Source organism: Spirosoma gilvum (assembly GCF_054776815.1).
The window spans coordinates 591,628-616,797 of the sequence record NZ_BAAHBH010000002.1 but is presented as its reverse complement, the minus strand read 5'-3'; the positions used below and the strand labels follow the sequence as shown (position 1 = coordinate 616,797).

At 50.2% G+C, this 25,170-nt stretch carries 21 protein-coding genes; 13 read left to right on the top strand and 8 right to left on the bottom strand.

What is annotated here, in order from left to right; translation table 11 throughout:
• Positions 1-14: 14 nt before the first annotated feature.
• The 6 genes from ACYVFD_RS07260 (at position 15) to ACYVFD_RS07235 (ending at position 5,723) form a co-directional block, all read left to right on the top strand.
• Entirely contained in the window at positions 15-1,526 is a 1,512-nt protein-coding gene (locus tag ACYVFD_RS07260) for a carboxypeptidase regulatory-like domain-containing protein (RefSeq protein ID WP_461089130.1), read from the top strand.
• A gap of 209 nt (positions 1,527-1,735) precedes the next feature.
• A complete protein-coding gene (locus tag ACYVFD_RS07255) occupies positions 1,736-2,449 on the top strand; it encodes a ferritin-like domain-containing protein (protein WP_461089129.1) in 714 nt (237 codons plus the stop codon).
• Between the two features lie 14 nt (positions 2,450-2,463).
• Entirely contained in the window at positions 2,464-3,207 is a 744-nt protein-coding gene (locus tag ACYVFD_RS07250; protein WP_461089128.1) for a ferritin-like domain-containing protein, read from the top strand.
• A 303-nt stretch (positions 3,208-3,510) separates the two neighbouring features.
• The gene (locus ACYVFD_RS07245) at positions 3,511-4,341 is read left to right on the top strand and encodes a lysostaphin resistance A-like protein (RefSeq protein ID WP_461089127.1); all 831 of its coding nucleotides are present in this window, start codon (positions 3,511-3,513) and stop codon (positions 4,339-4,341) included.
• 124 nt (positions 4,342-4,465) lie between these two features.
• Positions 4,466-5,116, top strand: coding sequence for a hypothetical protein (locus tag ACYVFD_RS07240; protein ID WP_461089126.1), 651 nt, complete (start codon positions 4,466-4,468; stop codon positions 5,114-5,116).
• A gap of 88 nt (positions 5,117-5,204) precedes the next feature.
• Positions 5,205-5,723 (top strand): exonuclease domain-containing protein, encoded by a 519-nt coding sequence (locus ACYVFD_RS07235; RefSeq protein WP_461089125.1) that lies wholly within the window; start codon positions 5,205-5,207, stop codon positions 5,721-5,723.
• 17 nt (positions 5,724-5,740) lie between these two features.
• On the opposite strand, the gene ACYVFD_RS07230 is transcribed toward ACYVFD_RS07235, so the two are convergent.
• On the bottom strand, positions 5,741-6,034 hold the full coding sequence (locus ACYVFD_RS07230) for a hypothetical protein (protein ID WP_461089124.1): 294 nt from the start codon (positions 6,032-6,034) through the stop codon (positions 5,741-5,743).
• A gap of 88 nt (positions 6,035-6,122) precedes the next feature.
• Between ACYVFD_RS07230 and ACYVFD_RS07225 the strand changes: the two genes are divergently transcribed.
• The 3 genes from ACYVFD_RS07225 to ACYVFD_RS07215 all read left to right on the top strand — a co-directional run bounded on the left by ACYVFD_RS07225 (position 6,123) and on the right by ACYVFD_RS07215 (position 10,504).
• Positions 6,123-7,478 carry a neutral/alkaline non-lysosomal ceramidase N-terminal domain-containing protein gene (locus ACYVFD_RS07225; protein ID WP_461089123.1) on the top strand — a complete coding sequence of 452 codons (1,356 nt, stop codon included), beginning with the start codon at positions 6,123-6,125 and terminating at the stop codon, positions 7,476-7,478.
• A 9-nt stretch (positions 7,479-7,487) separates the two neighbouring features.
• The gene (locus ACYVFD_RS07220) at positions 7,488-10,055 is read left to right on the top strand and encodes a glycoside hydrolase family 9 protein (protein WP_461089122.1); all 2,568 of its coding nucleotides are present in this window, start codon (positions 7,488-7,490) and stop codon (positions 10,053-10,055) included.
• A gap of 155 nt (positions 10,056-10,210) precedes the next feature.
• Positions 10,211-10,504 carry a hypothetical protein gene (locus ACYVFD_RS07215; RefSeq protein ID WP_461089121.1) on the top strand — a complete coding sequence of 98 codons (294 nt, stop codon included), beginning with the start codon at positions 10,211-10,213 and terminating at the stop codon, positions 10,502-10,504.
• Between the two features lie 103 nt (positions 10,505-10,607).
• On the opposite strand, the gene ACYVFD_RS07210 is transcribed toward ACYVFD_RS07215, so the two are convergent.
• The 4 genes from ACYVFD_RS07210 to ACYVFD_RS07195 all read right to left on the bottom strand — a co-directional run bounded on the left by ACYVFD_RS07210 (position 10,608) and on the right by ACYVFD_RS07195 (position 15,020).
• Positions 10,608-11,819, bottom strand: a complete 1,212-nt coding sequence (locus tag ACYVFD_RS07210; RefSeq protein ID WP_461089120.1) for an ATP-grasp domain-containing protein — start codon at positions 11,817-11,819, stop codon at positions 10,608-10,610.
• 113 nt (positions 11,820-11,932) lie between these two features.
• Positions 11,933-13,405, bottom strand: coding sequence for a leucyl aminopeptidase family protein (locus ACYVFD_RS07205; protein ID WP_461089119.1), 1,473 nt, complete (start codon positions 13,403-13,405; stop codon positions 11,933-11,935).
• 38 nt (positions 13,406-13,443) lie between these two features.
• Positions 13,444-14,514 carry an alpha/beta hydrolase gene (locus ACYVFD_RS07200; protein WP_461089118.1) on the bottom strand — a complete coding sequence of 357 codons (1,071 nt, stop codon included), beginning with the start codon at positions 14,512-14,514 and terminating at the stop codon, positions 13,444-13,446.
• Positions 14,515-14,591: 77 nt separating this feature from the next.
• Entirely contained in the window at positions 14,592-15,020 is a 429-nt protein-coding gene (locus ACYVFD_RS07195) for a response regulator (RefSeq protein WP_461089117.1), read from the bottom strand.
• A 363-nt stretch (positions 15,021-15,383) separates the two neighbouring features.
• Between ACYVFD_RS07195 and ACYVFD_RS07190 the strand changes: the two genes are divergently transcribed.
• The 4 genes from ACYVFD_RS07190 to ACYVFD_RS07175 all read left to right on the top strand — a co-directional run bounded on the left by ACYVFD_RS07190 (position 15,384) and on the right by ACYVFD_RS07175 (position 21,649).
• On the top strand, positions 15,384-16,559 hold the full coding sequence (locus tag ACYVFD_RS07190; protein WP_461089116.1) for a DUF4856 domain-containing protein: 1,176 nt from the start codon (positions 15,384-15,386) through the stop codon (positions 16,557-16,559).
• A 76-nt stretch (positions 16,560-16,635) separates the two neighbouring features.
• Positions 16,636-17,790: an imelysin family protein gene (locus ACYVFD_RS07185; protein WP_461089115.1), complete on the top strand. Its 1,155-nt coding sequence runs from the start codon at positions 16,636-16,638 to the stop codon at positions 17,788-17,790.
• A gap of 108 nt (positions 17,791-17,898) precedes the next feature.
• Positions 17,899-19,248, top strand: coding sequence for an HTTM domain-containing protein (locus tag ACYVFD_RS07180; RefSeq protein ID WP_461089114.1), 1,350 nt, complete (start codon positions 17,899-17,901; stop codon positions 19,246-19,248).
• The gene (locus ACYVFD_RS07175) at positions 19,226-21,649 is read left to right on the top strand and encodes a TonB-dependent receptor domain-containing protein (RefSeq protein WP_461089113.1); all 2,424 of its coding nucleotides are present in this window, start codon (positions 19,226-19,228) and stop codon (positions 21,647-21,649) included. Before ACYVFD_RS07180 ends, ACYVFD_RS07175 begins: the two co-directional genes overlap by 23 nt.
• Here the strand turns inward: ACYVFD_RS07175 and ACYVFD_RS07170 are convergent.
• The 3 genes from ACYVFD_RS07170 to ACYVFD_RS07160 all read right to left on the bottom strand — a co-directional run bounded on the left by ACYVFD_RS07170 (position 21,599) and on the right by ACYVFD_RS07160 (position 25,170).
• Positions 21,599-23,251 (bottom strand): SulP family inorganic anion transporter, encoded by a 1,653-nt coding sequence (locus ACYVFD_RS07170; protein WP_461089112.1) that lies wholly within the window; start codon positions 23,249-23,251, stop codon positions 21,599-21,601. The genes ACYVFD_RS07175 and ACYVFD_RS07170 overlap by 51 nt on opposite strands.
• A gap of 123 nt (positions 23,252-23,374) precedes the next feature.
• On the bottom strand, positions 23,375-23,692 hold the full coding sequence (locus ACYVFD_RS07165; RefSeq protein ID WP_461089111.1) for a hypothetical protein: 318 nt from the start codon (positions 23,690-23,692) through the stop codon (positions 23,375-23,377).
• A 110-nt stretch (positions 23,693-23,802) separates the two neighbouring features.
• The gene (locus tag ACYVFD_RS07160) at positions 23,803-25,170 is read right to left on the bottom strand and encodes a sensor histidine kinase (RefSeq protein ID WP_461089110.1); all 1,368 of its coding nucleotides are present in this window, start codon (positions 25,168-25,170) and stop codon (positions 23,803-23,805) included.

The window sequence follows — 25,170 nt, the reverse complement described above, 5'->3', positions numbered from 1 at the left end:
AACTCCCTATCGCCATGAAATCAGTTGCCTACTTCCTACTTTTCGGCCTCAGCCTCATAGGCTTGATGAGCTGTAATGAAGACCTGTATGTGGAACCCCTGCAATTAACGGTTGTGCGTGGGCAGGTCATCAACAGCCTCGATCAGCAACCCCTCCGACGGGCTACCCTCAAACTGCTCCCTTCCAACCGACTAGCCCTCAGCGACTCCATGGGCAACTTTCGATTCGACAGTGTACTGGCGGGAAAATACACCCTTCAGGCGGCCAAAACCGGCTATGGCACCGAAGCCGTTACCATCGAACCCAGTGCTGTATCCTCGCCTATCCTGACCATTCAACTGACCGACGATAAAACCCAGAACAGTCCGCCCACTTCGCCAGTCGTAGTTTCGCCGGTCAACAATAGCTCAGGCCAATCACGCATACTCACCCTCCACTGGAAAGCGACCGACCCGAACCGGGATTCACTCACCTATACTGTACTCCTGTTCAAATCGGGCAGTACCACACCATCTTCGTCATTCACGGGTCTGAAAACCGATTCGCTGGCTGTTACCCTGGACTACAACACCCCGTACCTGTGGCAGGTGATCGTGAAAGATCGTATCCATACCGTCAATGGCGACATCTGGTCGTTTCAAACGGCTCCGTTTCCGGATTACAGCTACCTGTTCGTCCGTCGGGTAAATGACCTATACCAGATTTTCGGCTGCGATTCGGCCAGTGTGCCCATTCAGCTTACCAGTACAGCCAACAACTGGCGGCCTGTGGTTAGTCCAAACCGGCAACAGATCGCTTACATTTCCAATCTAAAAACCGCGCTCCATCTGTATGTGATGAATACGGATGGCAGCAACGCCCGCCAGGTTACAGCCGTACCGATCACTGGTTTTGCGCCTTCGCCCACGGATTTTTCATTCTGCTGGTCGCCCGATGGCAAGGAACTCCTGTATCCAGGCAATGATAAACTACTGGCGGTGCTTGCCGATGGGTCAAAAATAACTCGTACGGTAGCTCAGGCGCCTTCGGGTCGCTACTATATGGGTTGTGACTGGACCTCGCAGAACAATCGGATAGTCGCCCATACGACCAGTAACAGCGTGTACGATAATGAGATCAGCTATTTTCCGGCCACTGGCGGAGCGGCAACTACCCTGCTGACCCGAAAAGGCTATCGGGTTGGGAATCCGGTCTTCTCGCCTAATGGCCAAAAACTAGTAGTTACGGTCGATTCAAGTGGGTATACGGGCAATGTCGATGAACAATATGACTCTCGTATTTTCCTGATTGACATAGCCACTAAAAATGCAATGGATTTATCACGCACATCGGGTACGACCAACAAATCAGTCGACACGAATGATCTTGATCCACGTTTCTCACCCAGCGGAGCTCAGCTAATTTTTACGAATACGTTGAATACAGGCAACGGAATACGGTTTGTGTGCCGATCGGGTCTGGACGGTCGCAATCGGAAGACCCTATTTGTTGGGGCTGAAATGCCCAACTGGCGGCAGCAAAAATAGGGTTCTGCCTGCGGAACAATGATACGGTTCAATGTTTTGTGTAACACCAGGATTTTTTGAGCAAGCGTGCTACCGTTCAGTAAACAGATTCGAAAATGCCAGCCTGAAAACCGCCTGAAAAATCTAAATGTACTCCCTACTCGTATGTGTTTCAAACTAAGTGATGGGATAGCGGTTATACCTGCTAAAATGGATTCAACTACAACGTTATGAATAAACAACAGCTTAAAACAGGCTTATCGATGCTGCCCGGCCAGTTAGAGCCGGTATGGGTAGGCCGCCGATTATTTTTACGCTATGCCGGGTCTTTAACGGCTGGTGGACTGCTTTTAACGTCCTGCCTGGATGAAGAGAACCCGACAACAGTTATGGCTCCCGTTGACCTGGGTTCGGGCGATACGGGCATTCTGAACTACGCCTACGCCTTGGAACAATTAGAAGCTGCTTTTTATACACAGGTCATTGCATCGCCCTACAGTGGCATGACCGATGCCGAAAAAACCCTGCTCACCGACATCCGCGACCACGAAATTGTACACCGCGAATTCTTTAAAGCGGCCCTGAGCAATAATGCCATCGGAGCATTAACACCGAATTTCACATCGGTCAATTTCACGGATCGGGCTAGTGTGTTGGGAGCGGCCAAAGCGTTTGAAGATTTAGGCGTATCGGCTTATAACGGAGCCGGAACACTCATTACGAATGGCGATTATCTGACGATAGCCGGAAAAATTGTGTCGGTCGAAGCCCGTCATGCGGCAGCCATTCGGGACTTACTCAACCCGAAATCAGCTGATTTTGCGGGCGATGATGTGGTTGACCCTGCTACGGGTCTGGATGCCGCGAATGCGCCAACGGTGGTCTTGCCAATTGCTCAGAAGTACGTTAAAACGCAGATCACCGCCACAAATCTTCCCAAGTAAACCGACTCAACGCTATGGATCTCTTAAAATTAGTTGCTGATATACAACGGGTAGACCCCGAATTCAGCGATCGTTATAGTTTTCATTCACGCAGAAACATACTCAAATTCAGCTCAAAACTGATTGCTGCGGGCATTCCGGCCATTGTAGCAGGTTCACTCAATAAGGCACTGGCTCAATCGACCACCCCATCGCAGGCAGCGATCGACGCAGCCAACTTTGCCCTGACGCTGGAATACCTCGAAGATGAGTTCTACCGGATGGGTCTGGCCGCACAGGGCCTGATTCCGACCGAAGACCAGCGGGTAATTTCCCAGATCAGCAAGCACGAAACGGCTCACGTCAATCTGTTGAAAGGGGCGTTGGGCGCATTGGCTGTCGCCAAACCAACGTTCAAATACCCAACCGGGACCTTTACGAGCTACCCAACTTTTCTGGCCACAGCGCGGGCATTGGAAGATACGGGCGTACAAGCCTATAAAGGTCAGGCTCCCAACCTGATCAACGACAAAGCCATCCTGAAAGTAGCCTTACAAATCCACTCGGTAGAAGCCCGCCATGCTTCCGAAATCCGGCGAATGCTAGGCCTGAAGGGTTGGGTATCCGATACGACGCAAACGACATTTACACAGGGCGGAGTCAACCTGAAGACGCTTCCGAACGTATCCGGCATTTCGGACGATAACCTCCGGGGAGCGTTTGACGAGCCACTTACAAAAGCACAGGTATTGGCCATTGCAGCGCCATTTCTTGGCTAAACGATATAGGGAGGCCGGGAAACCGGCAATGGGTGACGGAAGGCATCGGGGATTTTCTCCGGTGCCTTTTTGATTACTGCTATCTGAATGAGTTTCATTAATTTAGTCAATCGAACGGCTGCATAGACTCCCATGCAGTTATGCGGAATCATGTAGAAGCTGACACTACGGTTATAGCTGGCTAATTGAGCACTTCTTACTGTATGTAGATTACAGAACAACTTAACTACCAATATGCACAAATTGAGAGCTGCTTTACTCTTTTTTGGTTGTGTACTTTTAGGCATGTCAGTTGGATCGGCGTTGACGCTGCTGATTGCCTATTTGGCTGGCGACATAAAGGCGATTAGCACCTTATCTACGTTTATCCAACAGGTCACTCAACTGCCTAACGGATGGTATATCTTCATATCCCTTCAGGCTATCAGCCATTTGTTAACCTATTTAATTCCTGCTTTAGCTTATTGGTATTTGTTTGAGCACGGTCGATGGTCTGACTTTCAGACTAAATCCTTAAGGGCTGTTTCCAGCTTATGGATAGGCCTTCTAAGTGTTGTTGTTATTGTGCCCTTCAATGAGTTAATTATCAACTGGAATCAGCATCTCGAACTACCTGGGCTTCTTGGCGAGTGGATGCATCGCAAAGAACAGGAAAGCAGCTTACAAACCAATCAGTTAGTGGCTTTTAACGCAGTAGATCAATTATTGATCGCCATCCTCATTATTGGCTTTGTTGCTTCGATTGGCGAAGAGGTATTCTTTCGAGGTATTATTCAGCGCAAGTTAGTTGGATGGACAGCTAATGCTCATGTTGGCATCTGGTTAACGGCCCTTATTTTTAGTGCCGTTCATTTTCAATTTTCTGGTTTTTTCCCCAGACTCTTACTGGGGTTATTATTTGGCTATTTGTACTTCTGGTCAGGAAATATATGGGTAGCTATACTAGCTCATTTTATCAATAACAGTTTACTTGTTATTACCACCTATGTTCAGCAACAGCCAGCTTATGTAGGTCTTGACGTAGGGCTGGACACAACTAATTGGTTCTGGATAGCGATTTCAGCTATTGGGGCAACAGCGCTGCTCTTTTACTTTCACCAAACAAATTATAAACGTACAGTAAACCTGGACTAAAGAAAACCCCTGTAAATCAAGCCATACGATCTTCTCACACATTTGACTCGCAAAGTCAGTCCGGAAAACGTAGAGTACAACCAGGTAGTCTAAACAGTGCAACCTATTTACCAGCTTCAACCAAATGAAAACCTTACTTTTTCTCTTTTTCATCGTAGGTGTAGCGCCTGCGTTTGCTCAAAGCCGATTCGCTGTATCGGCTCAACTGGCTCCTGTTTATGCCCATGCTGACTCAAAAATAACGGCCGGTGGCGGAGCGCCTGTGTCAGAGTTCATTATCAACTCCAATGGGCTTAGTTACTCGTTGGGTATTAACGCCCGATATGCCTTCTCCCCGAAATGGTCAATAACAACAGGCATCTGGGCCACCCATGTAGCTACCAGTAAACAGGATGTTGTACAGGACGGAAATTCGTATACGGTCCGATATGAATACAACCATCCGTTCAGTAACTTCTACAAAGCCCCTTTGTTGATCAATTATCAGTCATCCACCAAACGGCTTTCGCCTTATTTTTCACTTGGCGCTACGTTTGATTTTAGGGGTACGAGTTATGTTGATCTGAGTGGCAACGGGGAATATACGGCCGTAAAATTTGGCAAGGCCGTAGTTGTTACGCCTTTGGTAGGGATAGGAGCACTCTATAACCTGACTAAGCACACGGCCCTGATTGTTCAGCCAACCTTACAGTATGATATAGAGTCACGCCCTGCTTATACGTATTACCATTCGTATCAAGTAAGCTTACAGGCTCAGCTACTATACAGATTCTGAAAGCTATTGGCCATATATGCAAATGCTTACAATAGTTTTTTACGTAAGATAAGGTGGCAAGAAGATAAATTGACAAAACTACTTTACTATGGCCTATATCATGGTCGATGTGGAAAGTGACGGGCCTATTCCCGGCGACTTTTCAATGATTTCATTCGGAGCCGTTCTGGTTGATGACCAACTGGACAAGACATTTTACGGCAAGCTTAAACCCATTTCGGATCAGTTCATCCCCGAAGCCCTGGCCGTTTCGGGCCATACCCGCGATGAAGTGCTGACCTTTGATGAACCATATCAGGTTATGACAGACTTCAAAGCGTGGCTTGAGAAAACCTGTCAGGACCGTCCTATTTTTATCAGCGATAATAATGGCTTCGACTGGATGTTTATCTGCTGGTACTTCCATCATTTCATTGGCGTAAACCCGTTTGGGCATAGCTCACAAAATTTAGGCAGCTTATATAAGGGACTCGAAAAAGACACCTTCAAAAACTTTAAGCATTTGCGTAAAACAGCGCATACCCATAATCCGGTCGATGATGCACGGGGAAATGCCGAAGCATTATTAACCCTGAAGAAGTCCTATGGCTTAAAAATCAAGCTTTAAAACTGGCGTATTACTTCTCAGAAAATTGCCAATAATAACGAGCCAGCCGTTAACGCGACGGTCCCTAGCAACGTAAGGAAGGCGATTGGCAGATAGGGATTGACAAAAACACCTTTCTTGACGACTCGCTGGACTGCCAGGCCAGTAAAAAATACGAGGACGACCAGCAGCGGTAGTGTGAATGCTTCCTGAACGATTCCAAACAGCACAGATTGGATACCGAGCTGGTAAGCATTCAGGAACAAAAAGAGAAAGTATATCGCCAGGATAATACTGGTGAAAAAGAGCCTTTTATCAGTTAGTGCTTTCATACCGCTAACAGTTTAAAACGACTATCCATACGTCTAGTACAGCATCTTCGTCTGTTTTACCGAAATTCGCTCATCTAAGCGAAAGTACATGAAATTCCTCCGTATTCTTTTTAAAGTTCTGCTCGGTCTGGTCGTTGCCATCCTGCTATTTCTGGCCGTTAGTCTGGCCCCGGTCGATGAAACGCCTTACCAGCAAATGCCCTACTATTCCCAAACCAAACAGCGGCTGGAGGCTCTGCCCGCTCCTTCAGCTGCCAAAACTACGATTAGTGCGGGTTGGGCGAAAGTAAGCATAACTCCTCCCTATAGCACGCCCACAGGCGGCTACGGTGCCCGGCGTGGTAAGCATTGGCACATCATCAGCGACTCCATTTTTGCGCGGGCCATTGTCCTCGACAATGGAACAACCAAAGTCGCTGTCGTCGGCCTTGACTTGCTTATTACGCCACCAACCGTTACTGAAGCCCTGAAAAAACGGCTACCCGAAGTTGGGCTTCGTTGGGAGAACGTGTACATGGGCGCTATTCATTCGCACAACAGCATGGGCGGCTGGGCACCGGGTCTGGTTGGCCAACTGATTGCCGGTGGGTATGATGAGAAAATTGTAACCCGTATTACAGAGGGAGTGTTACAGGCCATTCGCACTGCTCAAACGAGTATCGCTCCCGTACAGATGGGTTATGGCGAAGCCGACGCTACGGATCATATTTATAACCGAATCGGCTGGTCGGGTCCCACCAAGCCACTCGATGGAAAAATCCATTTACTCAGATTAAAGAAGAACTCAGGCGAATCGGCGCTGCTCTGCACCTTTGCCGGTCATGCCACCCTGTTTGAAGATAGCATGTGGAACTACCTCAGCCGCGATTATCCGGGTTCGCTGGTGGACCGGCTGGAGAAAAAATCGGCCGATTTTGCGGTGTTTCTGGCGGGTGCTGTGGGCAGTACAGGTCCCGAAGCGAAAGGCAAAACTGATTTTCAGGAAATTAGAAATTATGCGGGTGATTTGGCCGCGCGGATTGAACGGACAGTGCCTACCATCCAGCTTAAATCGGACAGTGCGCTGGCTATGTTGACCTTACCGCTGGGCCTGCGTGAACCCCACCCACGCGTCATCGGCAACTGGCGTGTTCGGCCCTGGTTATTCTACGCCATCTACGGCGACTATCCGTCCGACCTGAAAGCCCTGCGTATCGGCCAAACCGTTCTGCTTGGCACCCCCTGCGACTACTCCGGCGAATTCGTTGCGGATTTCAAACCCCTGGCTCAACAGAAAGGCGTTAACCTGATGATTACCAGTTTCGATGGCGGTTATATTGGCTACGTAACACCCGATGCCTACTACAGTCGAACAACCTACGAAACTCGCGACATGAACTGGTTTGGTCCTTACAACGGGGCCTATTTCGAGGAAATGATGATGGGTTTACTGAAAAAAATATAAAAACCTCTCATGCCCATTCGTTTATTAGCAATCACCCTATTAGCCATCGTTACAGCGGCTTTTGTATTCCACACCGACGAATCGGCGGTTATACGCATTAACCTGCTGGGTTACCGACTGAATAGTCCTAAAATAGCCGTTTGGGGAAGCCTCACGGATCAAACCATCGGCAAATTTCAGCTTGTGGATGAACAGACGCACCAGCCTGTCAACGAATGGTCATCGGGCAAAGCCTTTGGGGCATATGGACCTTTCCGTCAAACCTACCGGCTCGATTTTTCGGATTTTCAGAAACCCGGCCGATATTATCTTCAGGCCGAAGACGGAACTCGCTCGCCCAGCTTTCGGATAGATGAAGAAGTGTACAAGGGGGCAGCCGATTTCTGTCTGCGCTACATGCGTCAGCAACGGAGCGGGTATAACCCGTTTCTGAAGGACTCCTGCCACACCCATGACGGCTACACGCTCTACGGCCCCATGCCCGACAGCACGCATATCGACGTAGTGGGCGGCTGGCACGATGCATCCGATTATCTGCAATACGTAACTACCTCAGCCAACGCGACCTACCACCTACTGGCGGCCGTTCGTGACTTTCCGACTGCCTTTACCGATAGCCATCATGCAAACGGGCTGACGGGTTCCAACGGCTTGCCCGACGCGCTGGACGAAGCCCATTGGGGCCTGGACTGGCTCCTAAAAATGCATCCCAAAGAAGACTGGCTTTTTAATCAACTTGGCGACGATCGCGACCATGCTGGCATGCGCATCCCGAAAGAAGACAACTTCTACGGCAAGGGCCTTGAACGACCCGTCTATTTTGCGACTGGCCAGCCACAGGGCATGTTCAAATACAAAAACCGGGCTACGGGCGTGGCCTCTACGGCCGGGAAAGTGAGCAGTGCGTTATCGCTGGGCTATCAGCTATTGAAAAATCGCCAGCCAGCATATGCCCAAACCTTACGGCAACGATCGCAGTCGGCCTATCGGCTTGGCGTACAAAAACCGGGTAACTGCCAGACAGCCCCCGGCCGGGCACCGTACTTCTACGAAGAAGACAATTATGTGGACGACATGGAACTGGCGGCCGTTGAGCAACTTAATCTTATCGGTCCAACAGACAAACAGGCAGCACAACTCCAGAAAGCAGCGCTGGATTTTGCCCGGCAGGAGCCCGTTACGCCCTGGATTCTGAATGATACGGCTCGACATTATCAGTGGTATCCGTTTGTGAACGTAGGTCATGCCGAACTGGCAAAAAAGCTTCCTGCCAATCAGCGAAAAGCGGTGACTGATTTTTACAAAAAAGGCATCGAAATCGTCTGGAACCGAGCCAAACAGAATGCCTTCTACCGGGGTGTTCAATTTACCTGGTGCAGCAACAATTACACAGCCTCGTTTGCGACACAATGTTTCTGGTATCGGCAACTGACCGGCGATGGCCAATTTACGGCACTGGAACAGGCTAATTTCGACTGGTTGTTTGGCTGTAATCCCTGGGGAACGAGTTTTGTGTATGGCCTGCCTGCGAATGCCGATACCCCATCTGATCCGCATTCGGCCTTTACGCACCTTAACCAGTACCCCATTGATGGCGGATTAGTCGATGGTCCGGTGAAAGGGAGCATTTACAAAAATCTGATCGGTATTACCCTCTATCAACCCGATGAGTATGCAGCTTTTCAAAGCGACGTAGCGGTTTATCACGACGATTACGGCGACTATAGCACCAACGAACCAACAATGGACGGTACGGCATCGCTCATTTATCTGCTGGCGGCCAAACAGGCCGAACGACTGACTCCATCAGGCAAAGCGGCCAAACCTAAAAAAGCAATTCAGTCTTTGCCGAAACGACTTCAGCCTACACAATCCGACCCCAAATCGACCTATGTCAAAGGAGCCCGGATTCGGGGCGACACAACAGCCCGGCGGCTGGCGCTGGTTTTTACTGGCGATGAGTTTGCCGATGGCGGTTCCGTAATTGCCCGAACGTTGCACACGCATAATGTTCGGGCTTCGTTTTTTTTGACCGGGCGTTTTCTGCGCAATCCCGATTTCACTGCCGTAATCGACCAGTTGGCCCGCGACGGGCATTACCTGGGTCCGCACTCCGATCAGCATTTGCTCTACTGCGACTGGCGAAAACGCGATAGTTTATTAGTTACTCACCAACAGTTTATAGCCGATCTACAGGCCAATTATGCGGCTTTGGCTCATTTTCAGCAGAAACCCACTACGAAGCAAATTTTCTTACCCCCGTACGAATGGTATAACGATAGCATCGCTGCCTGGACGAAGGCTGAAGAGATTCAACTGATCAACTACACGCCCGGCACGCTTAGCCATGCCGACTATACCACACCCGAGGATCGAAATTACCGCGACAGCGAGACCATTCTGCAATCGATCCGCACTTACGAAACCCGGCACCGCAGCGGCCTGAATGGATTTATCCTATTGATGCACATCGGTACAGCTTCCAGCCGGACCGATAAACTGTATACGCATCTGGAGACGCTCCTGACCGAACTCCGCCAGAAAGGCTATCAGTTCGTCCGTGTCGATGCGTTATAATTTTGGCCCGAAACTTTACGCATGAAAGCGAGTTGATATACAAGCCGTCAATGCCTGGCTATACCCTGTATTTCATTGGTGACTGTGCCGCGATTTAAGTAAGCACGGTCACTAATGAAACACAGGGATACTTTACTCAACAAAAAACGTTTCTTATGCGTACGGTCGTCCTTTGTTTCACCCTATGTCTGGCTGGCTCTTTCTGCTTCGGTCAGGCCGACTCGTCAAAAGTCATTAATCAACAGCCAGCGGATAGGCAGGTAGCCATTCCCGGCGTCGATACACCGGTATCGGGGCCAGGACTTACGGCACAGGTACCGCTGAATACGCCACCACCACAAAACGGGCGCAAAAAACGGCGGACCCAGCCCCCCAGCGACCCAAGAGCGTTTGGCGTAGGTATACCCATTGAAAAAGACAAAGCCAAGAAAGACACGTTGCGAAATTGATAGTCATTCAGTTGTCATTAGATGGTCATTGATTGTCATTTGTTGTCATTAACTAACACAACAATGACTACCAATGACCAGCTAATGACAACTGAATGACTACTTAATTGGTTGGTTTATCGGGCAGAGGGGCCGATGCGTGAAACTCCTGATAAATTCGGTGCATGTAGTTGTCCAGCAGACCTAAAATCTCCTGCCGATCATGGGAGCGTACGATCACCCCAACATGATATTCTTTTTTCATACGCCACCAGATTTCCGGTTCCGTAAATACCGACAGATCAGGCCATTGCTGCCGGGCCAGGGAGATGATTAAACCGGCATAGCTTGAGTCGTCCGCTGGCGGTACGTAATGCTCTTTACGCGCCATGGCTACTTCCAGTTTGGCCCATTCACGCCAAAGGTTTACGCCCGAAGCGGCTTCGACCATCTCGGCAATATTAGCGCCCCCAACGCGTGAGGAGGTTTCCAGAAAATAGAGTTCGCCATCGTGGTCGCCCCGAATATACTCCGAATGAGACGCACTATGGCGCATGCCAAAAGCAGCCAGTACCTGATCGTTCATCTGACTCAGCGCGGCCGTTTCGGGCGTTCCCAGCGGTAGTGTAGCCGTTCGGAAAACCCCTCCGCCATGCGCCACTTCCATAGGAGTTGCCAGATACTGACTGACACGCGTAAACACCGCTTTGCCATCTACCGACAGCGAATCGACGTGGTAGACTTTACCCGGTTTAAACTCCTCGATCAGATACTGATGCCGCTTATCTTCCAGCAAATGTATGGCCGACCAGGCTTCTTCCAGTGAGTGTACTTTGCGGATGCCTGTTGTTGAGGCTTCGGAGCGAGGCTTGATAAGCCAGGGCGATTCGGTCATTTGCAAAAAGGCAGTAACTGCTTCGTCGTTAAACAGGGGACTGAACCCCGGCACCCGAATACCTGCCGATGCCGCCCGCATCCGCATGGCCAGTTTGTCGCGAAAATATCGGGAAGTCGTTTGCCCCATCCCATCGATCCGAAACGTTTCGCGAATGAGTGCTCCTTTCTCCACATCAAAATCATCCAGCGCCACTACCCGGTCGATCCGTCGGGACCGCATGGCATGAGCCAGTCCTACAATCATTTGTTCCAGATCATTGGGCTCGTTGCTGGGCGATGGCAGGTAAAAAAACTCGTCGATGGCGTCACGCGGCCAGTCTTCGTCGGCCAGCTTCTGATTAGTCAACAAATAAACAGTGTTACCTAATTCTTTGCAGGCCCGCATAAATTCGTGCCCCTTAAAAAAGGTAGCAATGCACAAAAATGACAACTGGCTCATAGGGGTATAGTTTGTGGGTTCGGTTTACGATAACCTGTAAACCGAACACTATAAAACCTGTTCGTGTTTTCTCCGAAAAAGATACGGCCAAAAGATTAAATCACGAATTTTTCTTAGCGAGTTTCGACAGTGAGAGCCTGCAAATAGGCCGTTAGTAACCGAATTCCAAAGGCCGTCGCGTTTTTGTGCGATCCAAACTCGGTATCGGCAAAGGCCATTCCAGCAATATCGAGGTGCGCCCAAGCGGGGTGACTTTCTGTAAATACCTCCAGAAATTTAGCCGCGCTGATGGCTCCGGCTATTGGCTTCCCGCTGAAGTTTTTCACATCGGCCACATCCGATTTTATGTCCTCTTTGTACACATCCCAGATGGGCAATCGCCAGAGGTGTTCGCCGGTTTGATTTGCCGCATCGATAAGTTGAGCAGCCAGTTCATCATTCGCTGTAAACAGTCCAGCCGCATGATAACCTAATGTGGCAATCACACTGCCCGTCAGCGTAGCCAGGTCAATGAGTACATCGGGGCTGAAATGGCGCACCATATAGCCTAATCCGTCGGCCAGGATAACCCGTCCTTCGGCATCGGTATCGATGATTTCAATGGTTTTGCCTAGGTAAGACGTAATGACATCTCCCGGTTTGGTCGAGCGTCCGTCGATGGCATTTTCGGTAGCGGGCACAATACCGACCACATGAATGGGTAATTTCAGCTTAGTGGCCACTTCTACCGTTCCCAATACAGCCGCAGCGCCACCCATATCGCTTTTCATCAGGTGCATGTTCGATGACGTTTTGATGGATATACCGCCGGTATCAAACGTAACCCCTTTTCCAACCAGCCCAACCGTCAGCACATTAGCCGCATTAGTTGGTTTGTATTCGGTCACGATCAATACTGGGGGGACATCGCTGCCCTGACTTACGCTCAATAACGCACCCAGTTTCTGCCGCTCCAGTTCAGCCTTATCCAATACAGTTACGGTGTACCCATGTTGTTCGCCCGACGCTACTGCCCAATCGGCCAGGGTTTGCGGTTGTTTGTAGTTGGCCGGAGCGTTCATCAGGTCCAGCATGTGCCGCTGCGTTTGGGCGATGGCTTCGGCACGAGTCAGTGCTTCCCGGGCAACGGCTTCTGTTCTGGCCGATACAAATAGGGTGAGCGACCCCGTATCGGAGAAGAAAACAGGCAAGTCGGGTTTATCGGTCTGATACAATTTCAAATCATATCCACCCCAGCGAACGCCTAACACAACATGTTCGACCACATCACCGTCAACCTGGGTCAGATCAATCGCCACCCGCGCCGGTAGCTTTGCCTTCTGATCGAAGAAAAACTTTCGGAATACGCGCAACCAGTCCATTGCTTTCGGTTCGGTGCCTAATCCGAGCAGATAGGTTTTGGCGCCGTCAGCGTTATAATGGGTCAGTACTTCTTTAGCGTCCGCCTTAAAATCACATTGTAGTACCGACAGCGGAATGGCTAATTTCTGGGCAAGATCAGTTTGTTGACTGGTTAAATCGGTCTGTACAACCGGAATAATCAAATCGCCTGTCGATGGCGTTTGCGTTTGTAAGGTAATATTCACGAGAAAATAGTTTGACTTGATAGCTAATGGTAAACTTATCAATAAAATAGCCACTCCACTGCTTTCGGAAATTCCCGGCTCCAGTGGGCTTCCTGGTGGGTACCTGTAGGGTCGACGGACAAATGAATATCGATTGGATTACCACCGTACTGTTGCCGGGCCAGTGCTTCCTGAAACCGCTGGATATTCGGAATCATATACCGCGACTCCTGTTCGCCACCGTATGCATAAATTTTCATGGATACGGGTGCTTTAAAGCGAATGGCGTCGAAATAGATTTTAGGTGAAATCCAGAGCGAAGGCGAAAATACCATCAATCGACCAAACACATTCGGATGCATCAGTCCGGCATAGATGCTGATCAATCCACCCAGTGAACTTCCTCCAATACCGGTGTGTTCGGCATCGGGCAAGGTTCGGTAGCGGCTGTCGACAATCGGTTTGATGATATGACGAATGAAATCGAGGTAATATTGCCCCTTCCCTTTTCCGGCTCGGGTAGTCTGGAACGTAAACTCCCGAATCCGCCCCTCTTCGGCATGCTCGATTGACACCAGAATGACTTCATGGTGGTTTCGAGCTGCCAGCAGGGCCATTTTCTGGTCAATTTCCCAACTTCCGTACCCGGCACCTCCTCCAAACAGATTCTGCCCGTCGTGCAGGTAGAGAACCGGATAGCGTTTGTTGCTCTGGGCATAATCGTGCGGAAGCAACACATGCACCCGGCGCATCTGATTGATGTTAGGGGCCTCAAAGGTGTCGCCAAGCAGTTCGATTTTGGGCAGCCATACAGGGTTGAACGGCATGCCATACCACCGCCAGTGAGGTACAAAATCCTGCGTCTGCGCTATATTGGCCGAAACTACTCGGTTTGCGACCGACTCGCCGGATGCATCCAGCTCCACATGGTCCCAGCCTCCACGGGTGTATTTATAGTCAAGTTGTTGGGGAAGCGTCAATGTATCCGGAAACTCATAGCTATACTGCCCTGGTCCAACGGGCTGCATTCGAAACAGGTCTATATCGGGATACCAGTCACAGAAATTGCCCGACACAAATACCGGGCGATCATCGTGAACAGGCGTATTCAACTCTAAACGTAACGACATACGTACAGAATCGGATACCCTAAAAGTTGGTTCAAAAACCCGTCAAAAACAGTAGCAGGCGAGCCGTTGCCTTAGTATCAGGCTAATGCCCAGCGTTCGCTGAGCGAGGTGATCATCGTGACCAGTTCATGATAACTGGCTGGTTTGGTCAGACACTGGTTAGCGCCCAGAGCCAGGCTTCGCTGGCGGTCGGTTTTATCCGTAGAGGTGGTCAGCATCACAACCGGCAATTCAGCATAGGTAGGGGTGTTACGTAACTGAGCCAGTGTTTCAAACCCATTTTGCCGAGTCATATTAATATCCAGCAGAATTAACTGAGGCATGGTCTCGGCACGGCTTAAGTTGGGTAATACCTGATCCCCATCGGTAAGCATCAGCACACTAACCGGCGTTTTCAGGTCCTCAAAAGCCGAACGGATAAAGAGCCGGTCATCCTCATCGTCATCAACCACCCAGACAGAGGGCGGATTAACTGGGATATAGCTTGCTGACAGGTGAAAAGCCATGACTAGACTGGTTTGAGTACTTAGCATTTCACCGACTGATTACGGTGCGACGAAGGCCTTTTAAGACTAAGCGAATTCTATAGTTCAACGCCGATTACATGAGAATCGTGTTATTCAGCGAGCGCAAGAATTGCAGTTAGGTCGTTGGTGTGTTGCATTAGAGCGGACTCAAATGTACCAATCTACCGAATAATAAACTACTGATCAGGCAATTATTTAATATTCCTTTAATCAGTTTTTGCCAACATTCAGCCATTCATCTGCACCTAACCAGTAGGTTATTTAAAAAAAATCTAAATTAATTTTATACTTAGTCTAAATAGTGATTAGTTTTGCAGGCGAAATCTGACAACCGATTGATTCATGCTAAAGCTTTCTCGCCTTTCTCGACTCGTTCCTTTTCTCGCGTTATGTGCCGTTCTGGCTTCCTGTAAAGACGGAGATGAAAATCCAACAACCGTTCGTCCTCAACTCCGCAAATCTGTTGATTACGCCAAACTGACCGATACTACCACCTATGCTAACTTCTTTGTCGATGACAAAGGAGCCAAAACGGTCGACCTGACTACGGGCAGCACGTTACTATCGATGTTCCGGGCTATCAATACCTACAATGGTACGGCTGCCAGCACGGGTGCAGTGCTCGATGCGACTGCTCTAAAAAATATGTTTTCAAATACCAGCAATCCATTTTCGGGAACAGCCAATACCGCACTCAACACCTCAGGCGTTCAGCTTCGGGCCTTAACGGCTTCTTCGTTATCGTCGGCCGATGCCGAAAAAGAACGGCAAACCATTGAAGCGGCCTTCACCGCCATGGCAACAGCCAGCAAATCGGCTACGGCTACGGCCTCCGAAGGAAAAGCGGGCAAACTGGGCACCTACCTGGTCGATGAAAAAGGCATCGAATGGGCGCAGATTATTCAGAAATCACTCATTGGCGCTTTCCAGGTCGATTACATTGCCAATGTTCTGCTGAGCGACAAAAACCTGGCGGCCGACAACACGACGCTGGTAGCCGGTAAAAGCTATACACAGCTTGAGCAGAACTGGGATCAGATTTTCGGCATCATCACGGCCAATCCCGTTTACGGCTCAAAAGCAACCGCTACCTCATCGGGTGAAAGCTTCATTGGTTCATACCTGTGGGAGTATAATAAGGACGACTTCCCGAAAATTCATAAGGCACTGCTGACCGGCCGGGCGGCTATTGTCAACAACGACATGACGACCCTGAAAACGCAGGCCACCTTCATCCGGTCGGCGATGGAAAAAGCCATTGCAGGAGCGGCACTTGGCTATCTGGGCAAATGGAAAACGGCAGGCACCAACACAGCAGCCGCTGCTCACGCCATGGGCGAGGGTCTGGGTTTCATCTATAGCCTACGGTATGCTAAACTGAACAATGCCGATGCTGCCTTCTCCGATGGTATTTTAACGAATCTGGTTTACTCAGCCCCCAATGGCTTCTGGGGTTTAACGAATACTAAAATTGATGCGGCTTCAACCGCCATCAAAGCCAAGTTTAATATTCAGTAATCTTTCTTTTCTTCATCCAATTCAATGCGATACAGGGCGGTGTTTTTAATACCGCTCTGTCCCTTTTTCAAAACTCATGAAACAAATCAGGTGGAAACAGGTCGGTTTTGCGTGTATCGTGTTCGGTACGCTCTGGGCCTGCTCAGGTGGCGGCACCGATACGCCTACGCCAACAAACCCCACGAATCAGGCCGACAGCGACCGGAAGGCCATGCTTACCAGCATCGCCGACAACATTATTGTACCGGCCTATGCCAATTTTAAAACGAAGCTGGACGCGATGATCACCAAATCGGATGCGTTTGCGGCTAAACCGGATAAGGCTTCCCTGGCCGAGTTTCGGCAGTCCTGGGTGGATGCCTACACCGAATGGCAGAAAGTTGAACTCTTCGATGTGGGTCCGGCTGAGCAGTATACGCTTCGCAACTTTTTCAACATCTACCCGGCCAGTACAACGGGCATCGAAGACTATATTGCGGCTGGTTCGGGCTCCTTTGAGGTACCGCTCTCCTACCCGAAACAGGGGTTTCCGGCACTGGATTACTTGATCAATGGCCTTGGCAACACCGACGATGAGATGGTGGCGCGGTACACGACAGCCGCCGATGCCGCCAAACGAATCGCCTACCTAAAGCGCCTGACCACGCAGATGAACTCGGTGTTCACAACCGTGTATACCCAGTGGACGACGGGTGGGTATCGAGATACATTTATCAACTGTACAGCGCTCAATGCTGGCTGCTCCACCGGCAAACTGGTCAATGGCTACGTACTGAACTACGAACGCTACATCCGGTCGGGTAAAATCGGCATTCCATCGGGTGCCATGACCAGCGGGACCGTATCGCCCGATAAGGTAGAAGCGTACTATAAAAAAGATCTCGCCCTGACACTGGCCAAAACAGCCCATCAGGCATCTGTCGATTTCTTCAATGGCAAGAGCGTAAAAACCGGACAGGAAGGCCCCGGCCTGAAAAGCTACCTGACTAGTCTGGGCGCAAAAGACAGCCAAACCGGCAAATCGCTCGCCGATATCATCAATACCCAGTTTGACCTGGTCAATCAAAAGCTTAGCGCTCTGAAAGCCAACCTATCGGACGAAGTCAAAACCAATAACGCGGCTGTAACTCAAGTGTATACGGAAATGCAAAAAGCCGTTCGGATGCTGAAAGTGGACATGACCTCAGCCATGAGCATCACGATCACCTACACGGATAACGATGGAGATTAATTACAGTTTTCAGTCTACTGGTTTCTGTCTTTAGTTGGCTGACGCGAGAAACATGGATGCGTCAGCCAACTAAAGACAGAAACCAGTAGACTGAAAACTCTTTTTATAATGCCTGCTTATTTTCATAAAACGACCTCAGCAGCTCCGCTTGCCCTTTTCAGGATCTTGTTTGGGTTCATGCTCTTCGGGAGCATTATTCGTTTCTGGGGCAACGGCTGGATTGCGGAACTGTACGAAAAACCGCACTACTTCTTCCCATTCTACGGGTTTGACTTTGTAAAACCGCTGGGTGAATACACCTGGGTTCTGTTTGCGATTTGTGGCCTGTCGGCCTTACTGGTAGCGATTGGGCTAGTCTACCGGGTTGCTATCATAAGCCTGTTTCTGAGTTTCACCTATATCGAACTCATGGACAAGAGCACCTATCTGAACCATTACTACTTCGTGAGTTTGGTTTGTCTGCTGCTCCTGTTTCTACCCGCCCACGCGTACTTTTCAGTCGATGCGTATCGGCGTCGGACGTTGCTGGCCGATCAGATACCAGCCTGGTGTATCGACTCGCTCAAACTGTTTGTCGCCTTATTGTATGTATTTGCCGGTTTAGCCAAGCTGAACAGCGACTGGATTCTGCACGCGCAACCGTTGCGCATCTGGTTACCGGCCCATAACGACCTACCGCTTATCGGCTTTCTGTTCAATTACCCGTGGGTGCCCTATGTTTTTAGTGTGTTTGGCTGCATGTATGATCTGAGCATACCCTTTCTGCTCTGGAACCACGCTACACGACCGTTTGCCTATATCGCTGTCGTTGTCTTTCATGGACTTACGGCGCTGCTTTTCCCCATCGGGATGTTTCCCTACATTATGATTGTGACGGCGTTGATTTTTTTCTCGCCCAATTTTCATCAACGGATTATTAACCAGCTAGGTCATTGGTTCTCGGTATCCTCCCGGCTTCTGCATCCCCACCGAACCTATGCGTATTCGCCCGTTGTGAAGACAGCAACACTGGGCTTTTTCGCCCTCTTTTTTGTTGTCCAGCTTCTATTTCCATTACGCTATCTGTTGTATCCGGGCGAATTGTTCTGGACGGAACAAGGCTATCGATTTTCGTGGCGGGTGATGCTCATGGAGAAAGCGGGTTATGCTCAGTTCACGATTAAAGATCAGCTCGGCCATCAAACCATTGTCAATAACAGTCATTTCCTCACCCCCTTGCAGGAGAAAATGATGTCGACTCAACCCGATATGCTCCTGCAATACGCGCACATCCTGCGGGATTATTACGCGCAGCATGGTTTCCAGCACCCCGAAGTGTATGTAGACTCCTACGTAGCGCTGAACGGCCGACTCGGCAAACCACTCATCGACCCCAACACAAACCTGGCCAATGAGCAGGACTCATTCAAGCCTAAACCATGGATTACGCCATTTCATGATACGATTTACGGTTTTTAGTTTTTTAGCAAGCTTCGCGCTTACCACCAGTGTTTTTGCCCAATACCGTCTCCTGGGTACGGTACGGGCACGACAGGATAGCACTGTGATAAAAGGCTGTACAGTCTATCTGAACGACGGCAAACGTAGTGTAACTACCGATAGTCTTGGACGGTTCGTTTTTACCAATCTGCCGACTGGCGAACACCTGTTGCAAATAACCAGTCAGGATTTTAAAGCTTCCAAACAAACGGTATCCATTCGTAACCAGGATCAGCCCATAACGATTCTGCTAAGTAGTCGGCAGGAGAATCTGACGGAAGTGACGGTTACGGATAAGCAGTCGGACTTTGGCTTTACGCGCATGCGAGGTGTGGAAAGCATGGGCATTTACGAAGGCAAGAAGTCGGAAGTGATTTTGCCGGAACAACTAGTGGCTAATCTGGCCACCAACAATGCCCGGCAGATCTACGCCCGTGTAGCTGGGCTGAATATCTGGGAAAACGAAGGGGCTGGGTTACAGCTCAGTATTGGCGGTCGTGGCCTTGACCCGAACCGGAGTTCCAATTTCAACGTCCGCCAAAACGGCTACGACATCAGCGCCGATGCACTGGGGTATCCTGAAAGCTATTACACTCCGCCTATCGAGGCTGTTGGGCGCATTCAGATTGTTCGGGGAGCGGCTTCGCTTCAGTACGGTACGCAGTTTGGCGGACTACTCAACTTCGTCATGAAAAAGCCCGTAACCAACCGTAAACTGGAATTGACCGCCCGGCAAACATTCGGGTCGTTCGGGTTTTATAATACGTTTACCAGTGCCAGTGGCACCGTAGGCAAGTTAAGTTATTACGCTTTCTTCCAGTATAAAAAAGGCGACGGCTGGCGGCCCAATTCACACTTTACCAACTACACTGCCTACGCCGACCTCGATTACCGATTCTCGGAGAAAACAACAGTGGGCTTCGACCTGACGCAGATGAGTTACCTAGCCCAGCAACCGGGTGGCCTGACCGATGCCATGTTTGCCGAAGACCCGCGCCAGAGCAACCGCGAACGCAACTGGTTTGAGGTCAACTGGACAATGCCCGCGCTGCATATCGACCATAAGTTCAATACCAACAACGAGGTCAATTTGCGGGTGTTTGGGCTAAACGCGTATCGGTATTCGCTGGGTTTCCGGCCCAACCGAGTGGCCAGTGTCGATGATAACAGTGAGCGCGATCTGATCAAAGGGGATTTCCAGAACTGGGGAGCCGAAGCCCGGTACTTAAAACGCTATTATCTGGGGAAACAACAGGCCGTTCTGCTGGTCGGTAGCCGCTATTATCACGGGTTCAACCACAGTATTCAGGGCTTAGGCAGTACCGGCAAAGACGCCGATTTCAACTTCATTAGTGATGCCCAGGCCATTACCTACGACTACCGATTCCCGAACCGAAACGTGTCGGCCTTTGCTGAAAATATCATTTACCTGGGCGAAAAGCTCTCCCTCACGCCCGGCCTACGCTACGAATACATTTATACCACTGCCGATGGATTTTACGGTACGACGATTCGGGATCTGGCAGGTAATATCATCAGTTCGGCCCGAACCAGCGAGTACCGGACCAATGGCCGACAGTTTGTGTTAGGGGGACTGGGTATCAGCTATAAACCAACGAGTCAGCTAGACATTTACGGAAATCTATCGCAGAACTACCGATCCATCACGTTCAGCGACATGCGTATTGCGAACCCATCGCAGGTGATCGACCCGAACTTGCAGGATGAGAAAGGCTATTCGCTCGATCTGGGCATCCGCAGCACCCAAACGACGCTGTACAATTTCGACATCAGTGCCTTTTATCTGAATTATAACAACCGCATCGGCGAAGTGCAGTTCTACGACGAAAGCCAGCGGGTGCTCCGTCGGCGGGGCAACATCGGTCAGGCTGTTATTATGGGGCTGGAATCCTATGCCGAAGCGGATTTTCTGCGATTGGCCAACCCAGCTAATACAGACTTGAGCGGGGTTCTATTTGCCAATGTGGCCTTGATTCATTCCGAATACAAAGCCAGTGAAGTGGCCGGAGTGGTAGGTAATCAGGTTGAATTTGTGCCTAATGTAAACCTCAAAAGCGGGGTACGGCTGGGCTACAAAAACCTGAAAGCCTCTTTCCAGTACACCCACCTCTCCAACCAGTTCTCGGATGCAACCAACGCCCGTGAAGGTGGCGTGTCGGCCGTGATTGGCCTGATTCCGGCTTATACGATTATGGATGCCAGCCTGTCGTATCAGTTCAGCAAATTTCGGGTAGAAGGTAGCCTGAATAACCTCGCCAATACCACCTATTTTACCCGGCGGGCTACGGGTTATCCAGGTCCTGGAATCCTACCTTCCGACGGCCGCAGTGTCTATCTGACCGTGCAGGTGAAACTGTGAATCCTTCAGAGTGCTAGTCCGTGTGTCGTCGAAGCTGTAAACCGGTAGTACATCGGCGTTTGGGCTGGGCCGAAAAATGAGCCGGATATTTCGTTGTTTGGCACCGATACTGAAGTTCTGAATAGCCGTAACCACATCCGTGTCGATATAGGATGACTGGCTCCCGTCGATCTCGACAATTGCATTATCGGGTACACTTTTCAGCAGCTTCATCAAGCGGGCCTTACTCAGAAACGACACATAATCGCCCAAACTGACATGAATTCGTTTGATGTCGCTTTCCCACTCGGTCCGAACCCGGTGTGTGTTCCGGTAATGATCGCGCAGGATGAAAAATATGCCCGTCACCATACCGATGCCAATACCCATCAGCAGGTCGGTCAGCACAACAGCCAGGACCGTAACGCAGAAAGGAATGAATTTGGCAGGCCCCTCGGCAAAGGTAGTTTTGAAAATATCGACCCGTGCCAGTTTATAACCCGTTACCAGCAGAATCGACGCCAGGCTTGCCCAGGGAATTTTGTTCAGCACCGATGGCAGTGTTACTACGCAAACCAACAACAGCGACCCGTGCAGCAAAGCCGCTAGTTTGGTACGAGCCCCCGCATTGATACTGACCGAGCTCCGAACAATAACCGACGTCAGCGGAATACCGCCAATCAGTCCACTGATCACATTCCCGATGCCCTGTGCTTTCAGTTCGTGGTTAGCGGGTGTTTTCCGTTTCAGCGGGTCCAGTTCATCGCAGGCCTCAACCGCCAGTAACGCTTCCAGACTGGCAACCAGCGCAATAGCGATGGCCGATGAATACACTAGCGGGTTGTTCCACTGTGAAAAATCGGGAAAGGTAAACAACTGAAAAAAAGCGCCCACACTGTCGGGGACGGGTAATTGCACCAGATGATTACCCGACAAGGCCCATTGCGGAGCCATCAGTTTCATGAGCTCATTGGTCAGAATCCCAAACACAACGACGATCAGCGCTGCGGGTACATTTTTGGCAAACGCCTGCTGCTTAAATGAAGGTCGCTCCCACAGGAAAAATACAAAAAGCGAAACGATGGTAATCAGAATAGCAGTCAGGCTAAACTGGCTCATGGCCATGCGCAGTTGCTCGTTCAGGTCGAAGCCGTTTGGCTGAAACAGTACCAGTCCTTCGGCGGCATCGGCATCGTACCCGACCAGGTGTGGCAGTTGCTTGATAATCAGCATGACACCAATACCAGCCAGCATCCCTTTGATGACCGACGATGGAAAGAAATTACTGACGTTTCCGGCTCTGGCGAAGCCAAAACCGATCTGAAAAAGGCCCGCAATGCACAACGCCAGCAGAAAGGCAGGGAACGAACCTAATGCCTGAATGGCACTCAGGGTCACAACGATTAAACCGGCTTCGGGCCCCGAAATACTCAGTGCCGACCGACTGGCTATTCCAACGATCAGCCCACCCACAATACCGGCAATGATGCCCGCAAATAAAGGAGCCCCGGAAGCCAGGGCAATTCCCAGACAAAGCGGCACGGCTACCAGAAATGAAATGGCCCCGCCCCGAATGTCGCCCAGTCGGTTTTTCTTATCAATTGATTCATTAACGTTGAGCATAGTATAAGTCTTATCTGTGATTTGGTTGTATCCGATAAACAATAGTGCCTGCCCTAAACAGGCGGCTCTGTACGAGGCATTTCAGAGCAGCCGTTTAAGGCAGGACTTACGAGCATCGACCACTTACAATTCGCGGGCGGTCAATACAGTTGGTGAACCGGCCGGCTGCCGGGTCGACAGTTTTCGTCCGGTTGCGGTTTCTATCTGCTGAAGGCGTTGCTCCAGCCGGATGGTTTCTTTGTAGAGCGAATCGGCCCGCTGGCTCTCGATTTCATACTGCGTTCGGTACTCCTTCGTTATCAATCGCTTCTGCCGATTATCGACATACTGATTATAAGCAATACAGCCCACGACGAGCCCCCAGACCGTCAGCCAGTTGATGTATTTAGCTGGATTTCTCTTATTGACGTTCCTGTTGTCCATAGCTTGAAAACCGTTCATAAATCGTACGTAGCTTTTCAGACAACAAAGTTCTTTCAACTAACCTAACCCGTCATTAAGGGTCTGTTAGAAGTTCATGAGAGGTATGTTAGAAGTTGATTAGAGATCGATTAGAACGATTTGGGTAAGCGGACGGTGAAGGAGGTCCCCTGACCGGGTTGTGAGGTCACGTCAATCTGGCCGTAATGCAACTGAATGATTCGATAGGTCAGTGGCAAGCCTACTCCGTGCCCGTGAATGCGCTTGACATTCTGCGCCCGGAAGAACGGTTCGTAAATCTGCTTGAGATCGGCTTCCGAAATACCAATGCCTTCGTCGTCAAACTGGATCGTTACCCAGCGGCTGTTCGCTCCCAGCGTCACCTTCACCTGCTTTTTTTCGGAAAACTTACATCCGTTTTCCATCAGGTTGAAGAACGCCGAATACAGCAGCGATTTATTCCCCTCAATCGTCAGCGACGGCTGGATGGCTGCGACTTCACCATCAAACGAGAACACGACCGAGTACTCTTCCTGATGGTTCATCAGCATCTGAGCCGCCTGATAAATCACTTCATCGACGGCTACCTCACTGAATTTCAAGGGCGTAGCCCCCAGACTTACCAACGTCAGGTTGAGCAGGTTGTTGGTCAGTTTGTTCATCCGCTGAATCACATCCAGAGCCGCCCGCCACTTGGCCTCGTGCTCCTCAACAGTGCGCCGTTTCATGAGCGTCACCTCGATCTGACCGGTAATGATGGTGAGTGGCGTTCGCAATTCGTGCGATGCATTAGCGACAAAGTTGCGCTGTACTTCAAAGGCTTCCTGCATCCGGTCGAGCATCAGATTGAAGGTGCGGGCCAGTTGAGCAATCTCATCCTGATCGGTACCCGCCGTTAACCGTCGATTCAGATTAGATGCGGTAATCTGGTCTACTTCCTGAATCACTTTGGAAATGGGTCGCAGGGATCGGCCGGCATAGGCCCACCCCACCACACCCACCAACGCCAGGCTACAGACCAGCCCCACCGCCATGATGGTGCTCAGATGCCCCATTTCTTCGATCCCATACTGATCGTATGCCGACGCGACCAGCACATATTCCCGTTGCTTGTGCAGGTACGTAAACCCGACAATTTCGACCTGATTCTGCCGTAAAAAAATCTCTTTTTTCTCCCGAATCCGCTGTAAGACAACCGGTTCTACAATGGAGCGGGACTGCGTCGAATAAACGAGTCGCCCCTGCTGGTCGTACACGTTTATCTGTTCCTGAGGTAAGGCTGTCAGATTGTTTCGCTCGATAATCCGAAGCAACCGCGTATCGATTTCCTCTTCGTCGAGCAGCAGACGGGCCGTCGTTTTTGCCTTATCACTCAGCCGAAGATAGAAGTCCCGCTGCCGGAAATATTCGGCGGTGGCATACACCACAAACGAAAACAGGAGCAGTATAGCCGCAACGACCCCCACAAACGTAAACGAAAGGCGTGTGCGTATTTTCAT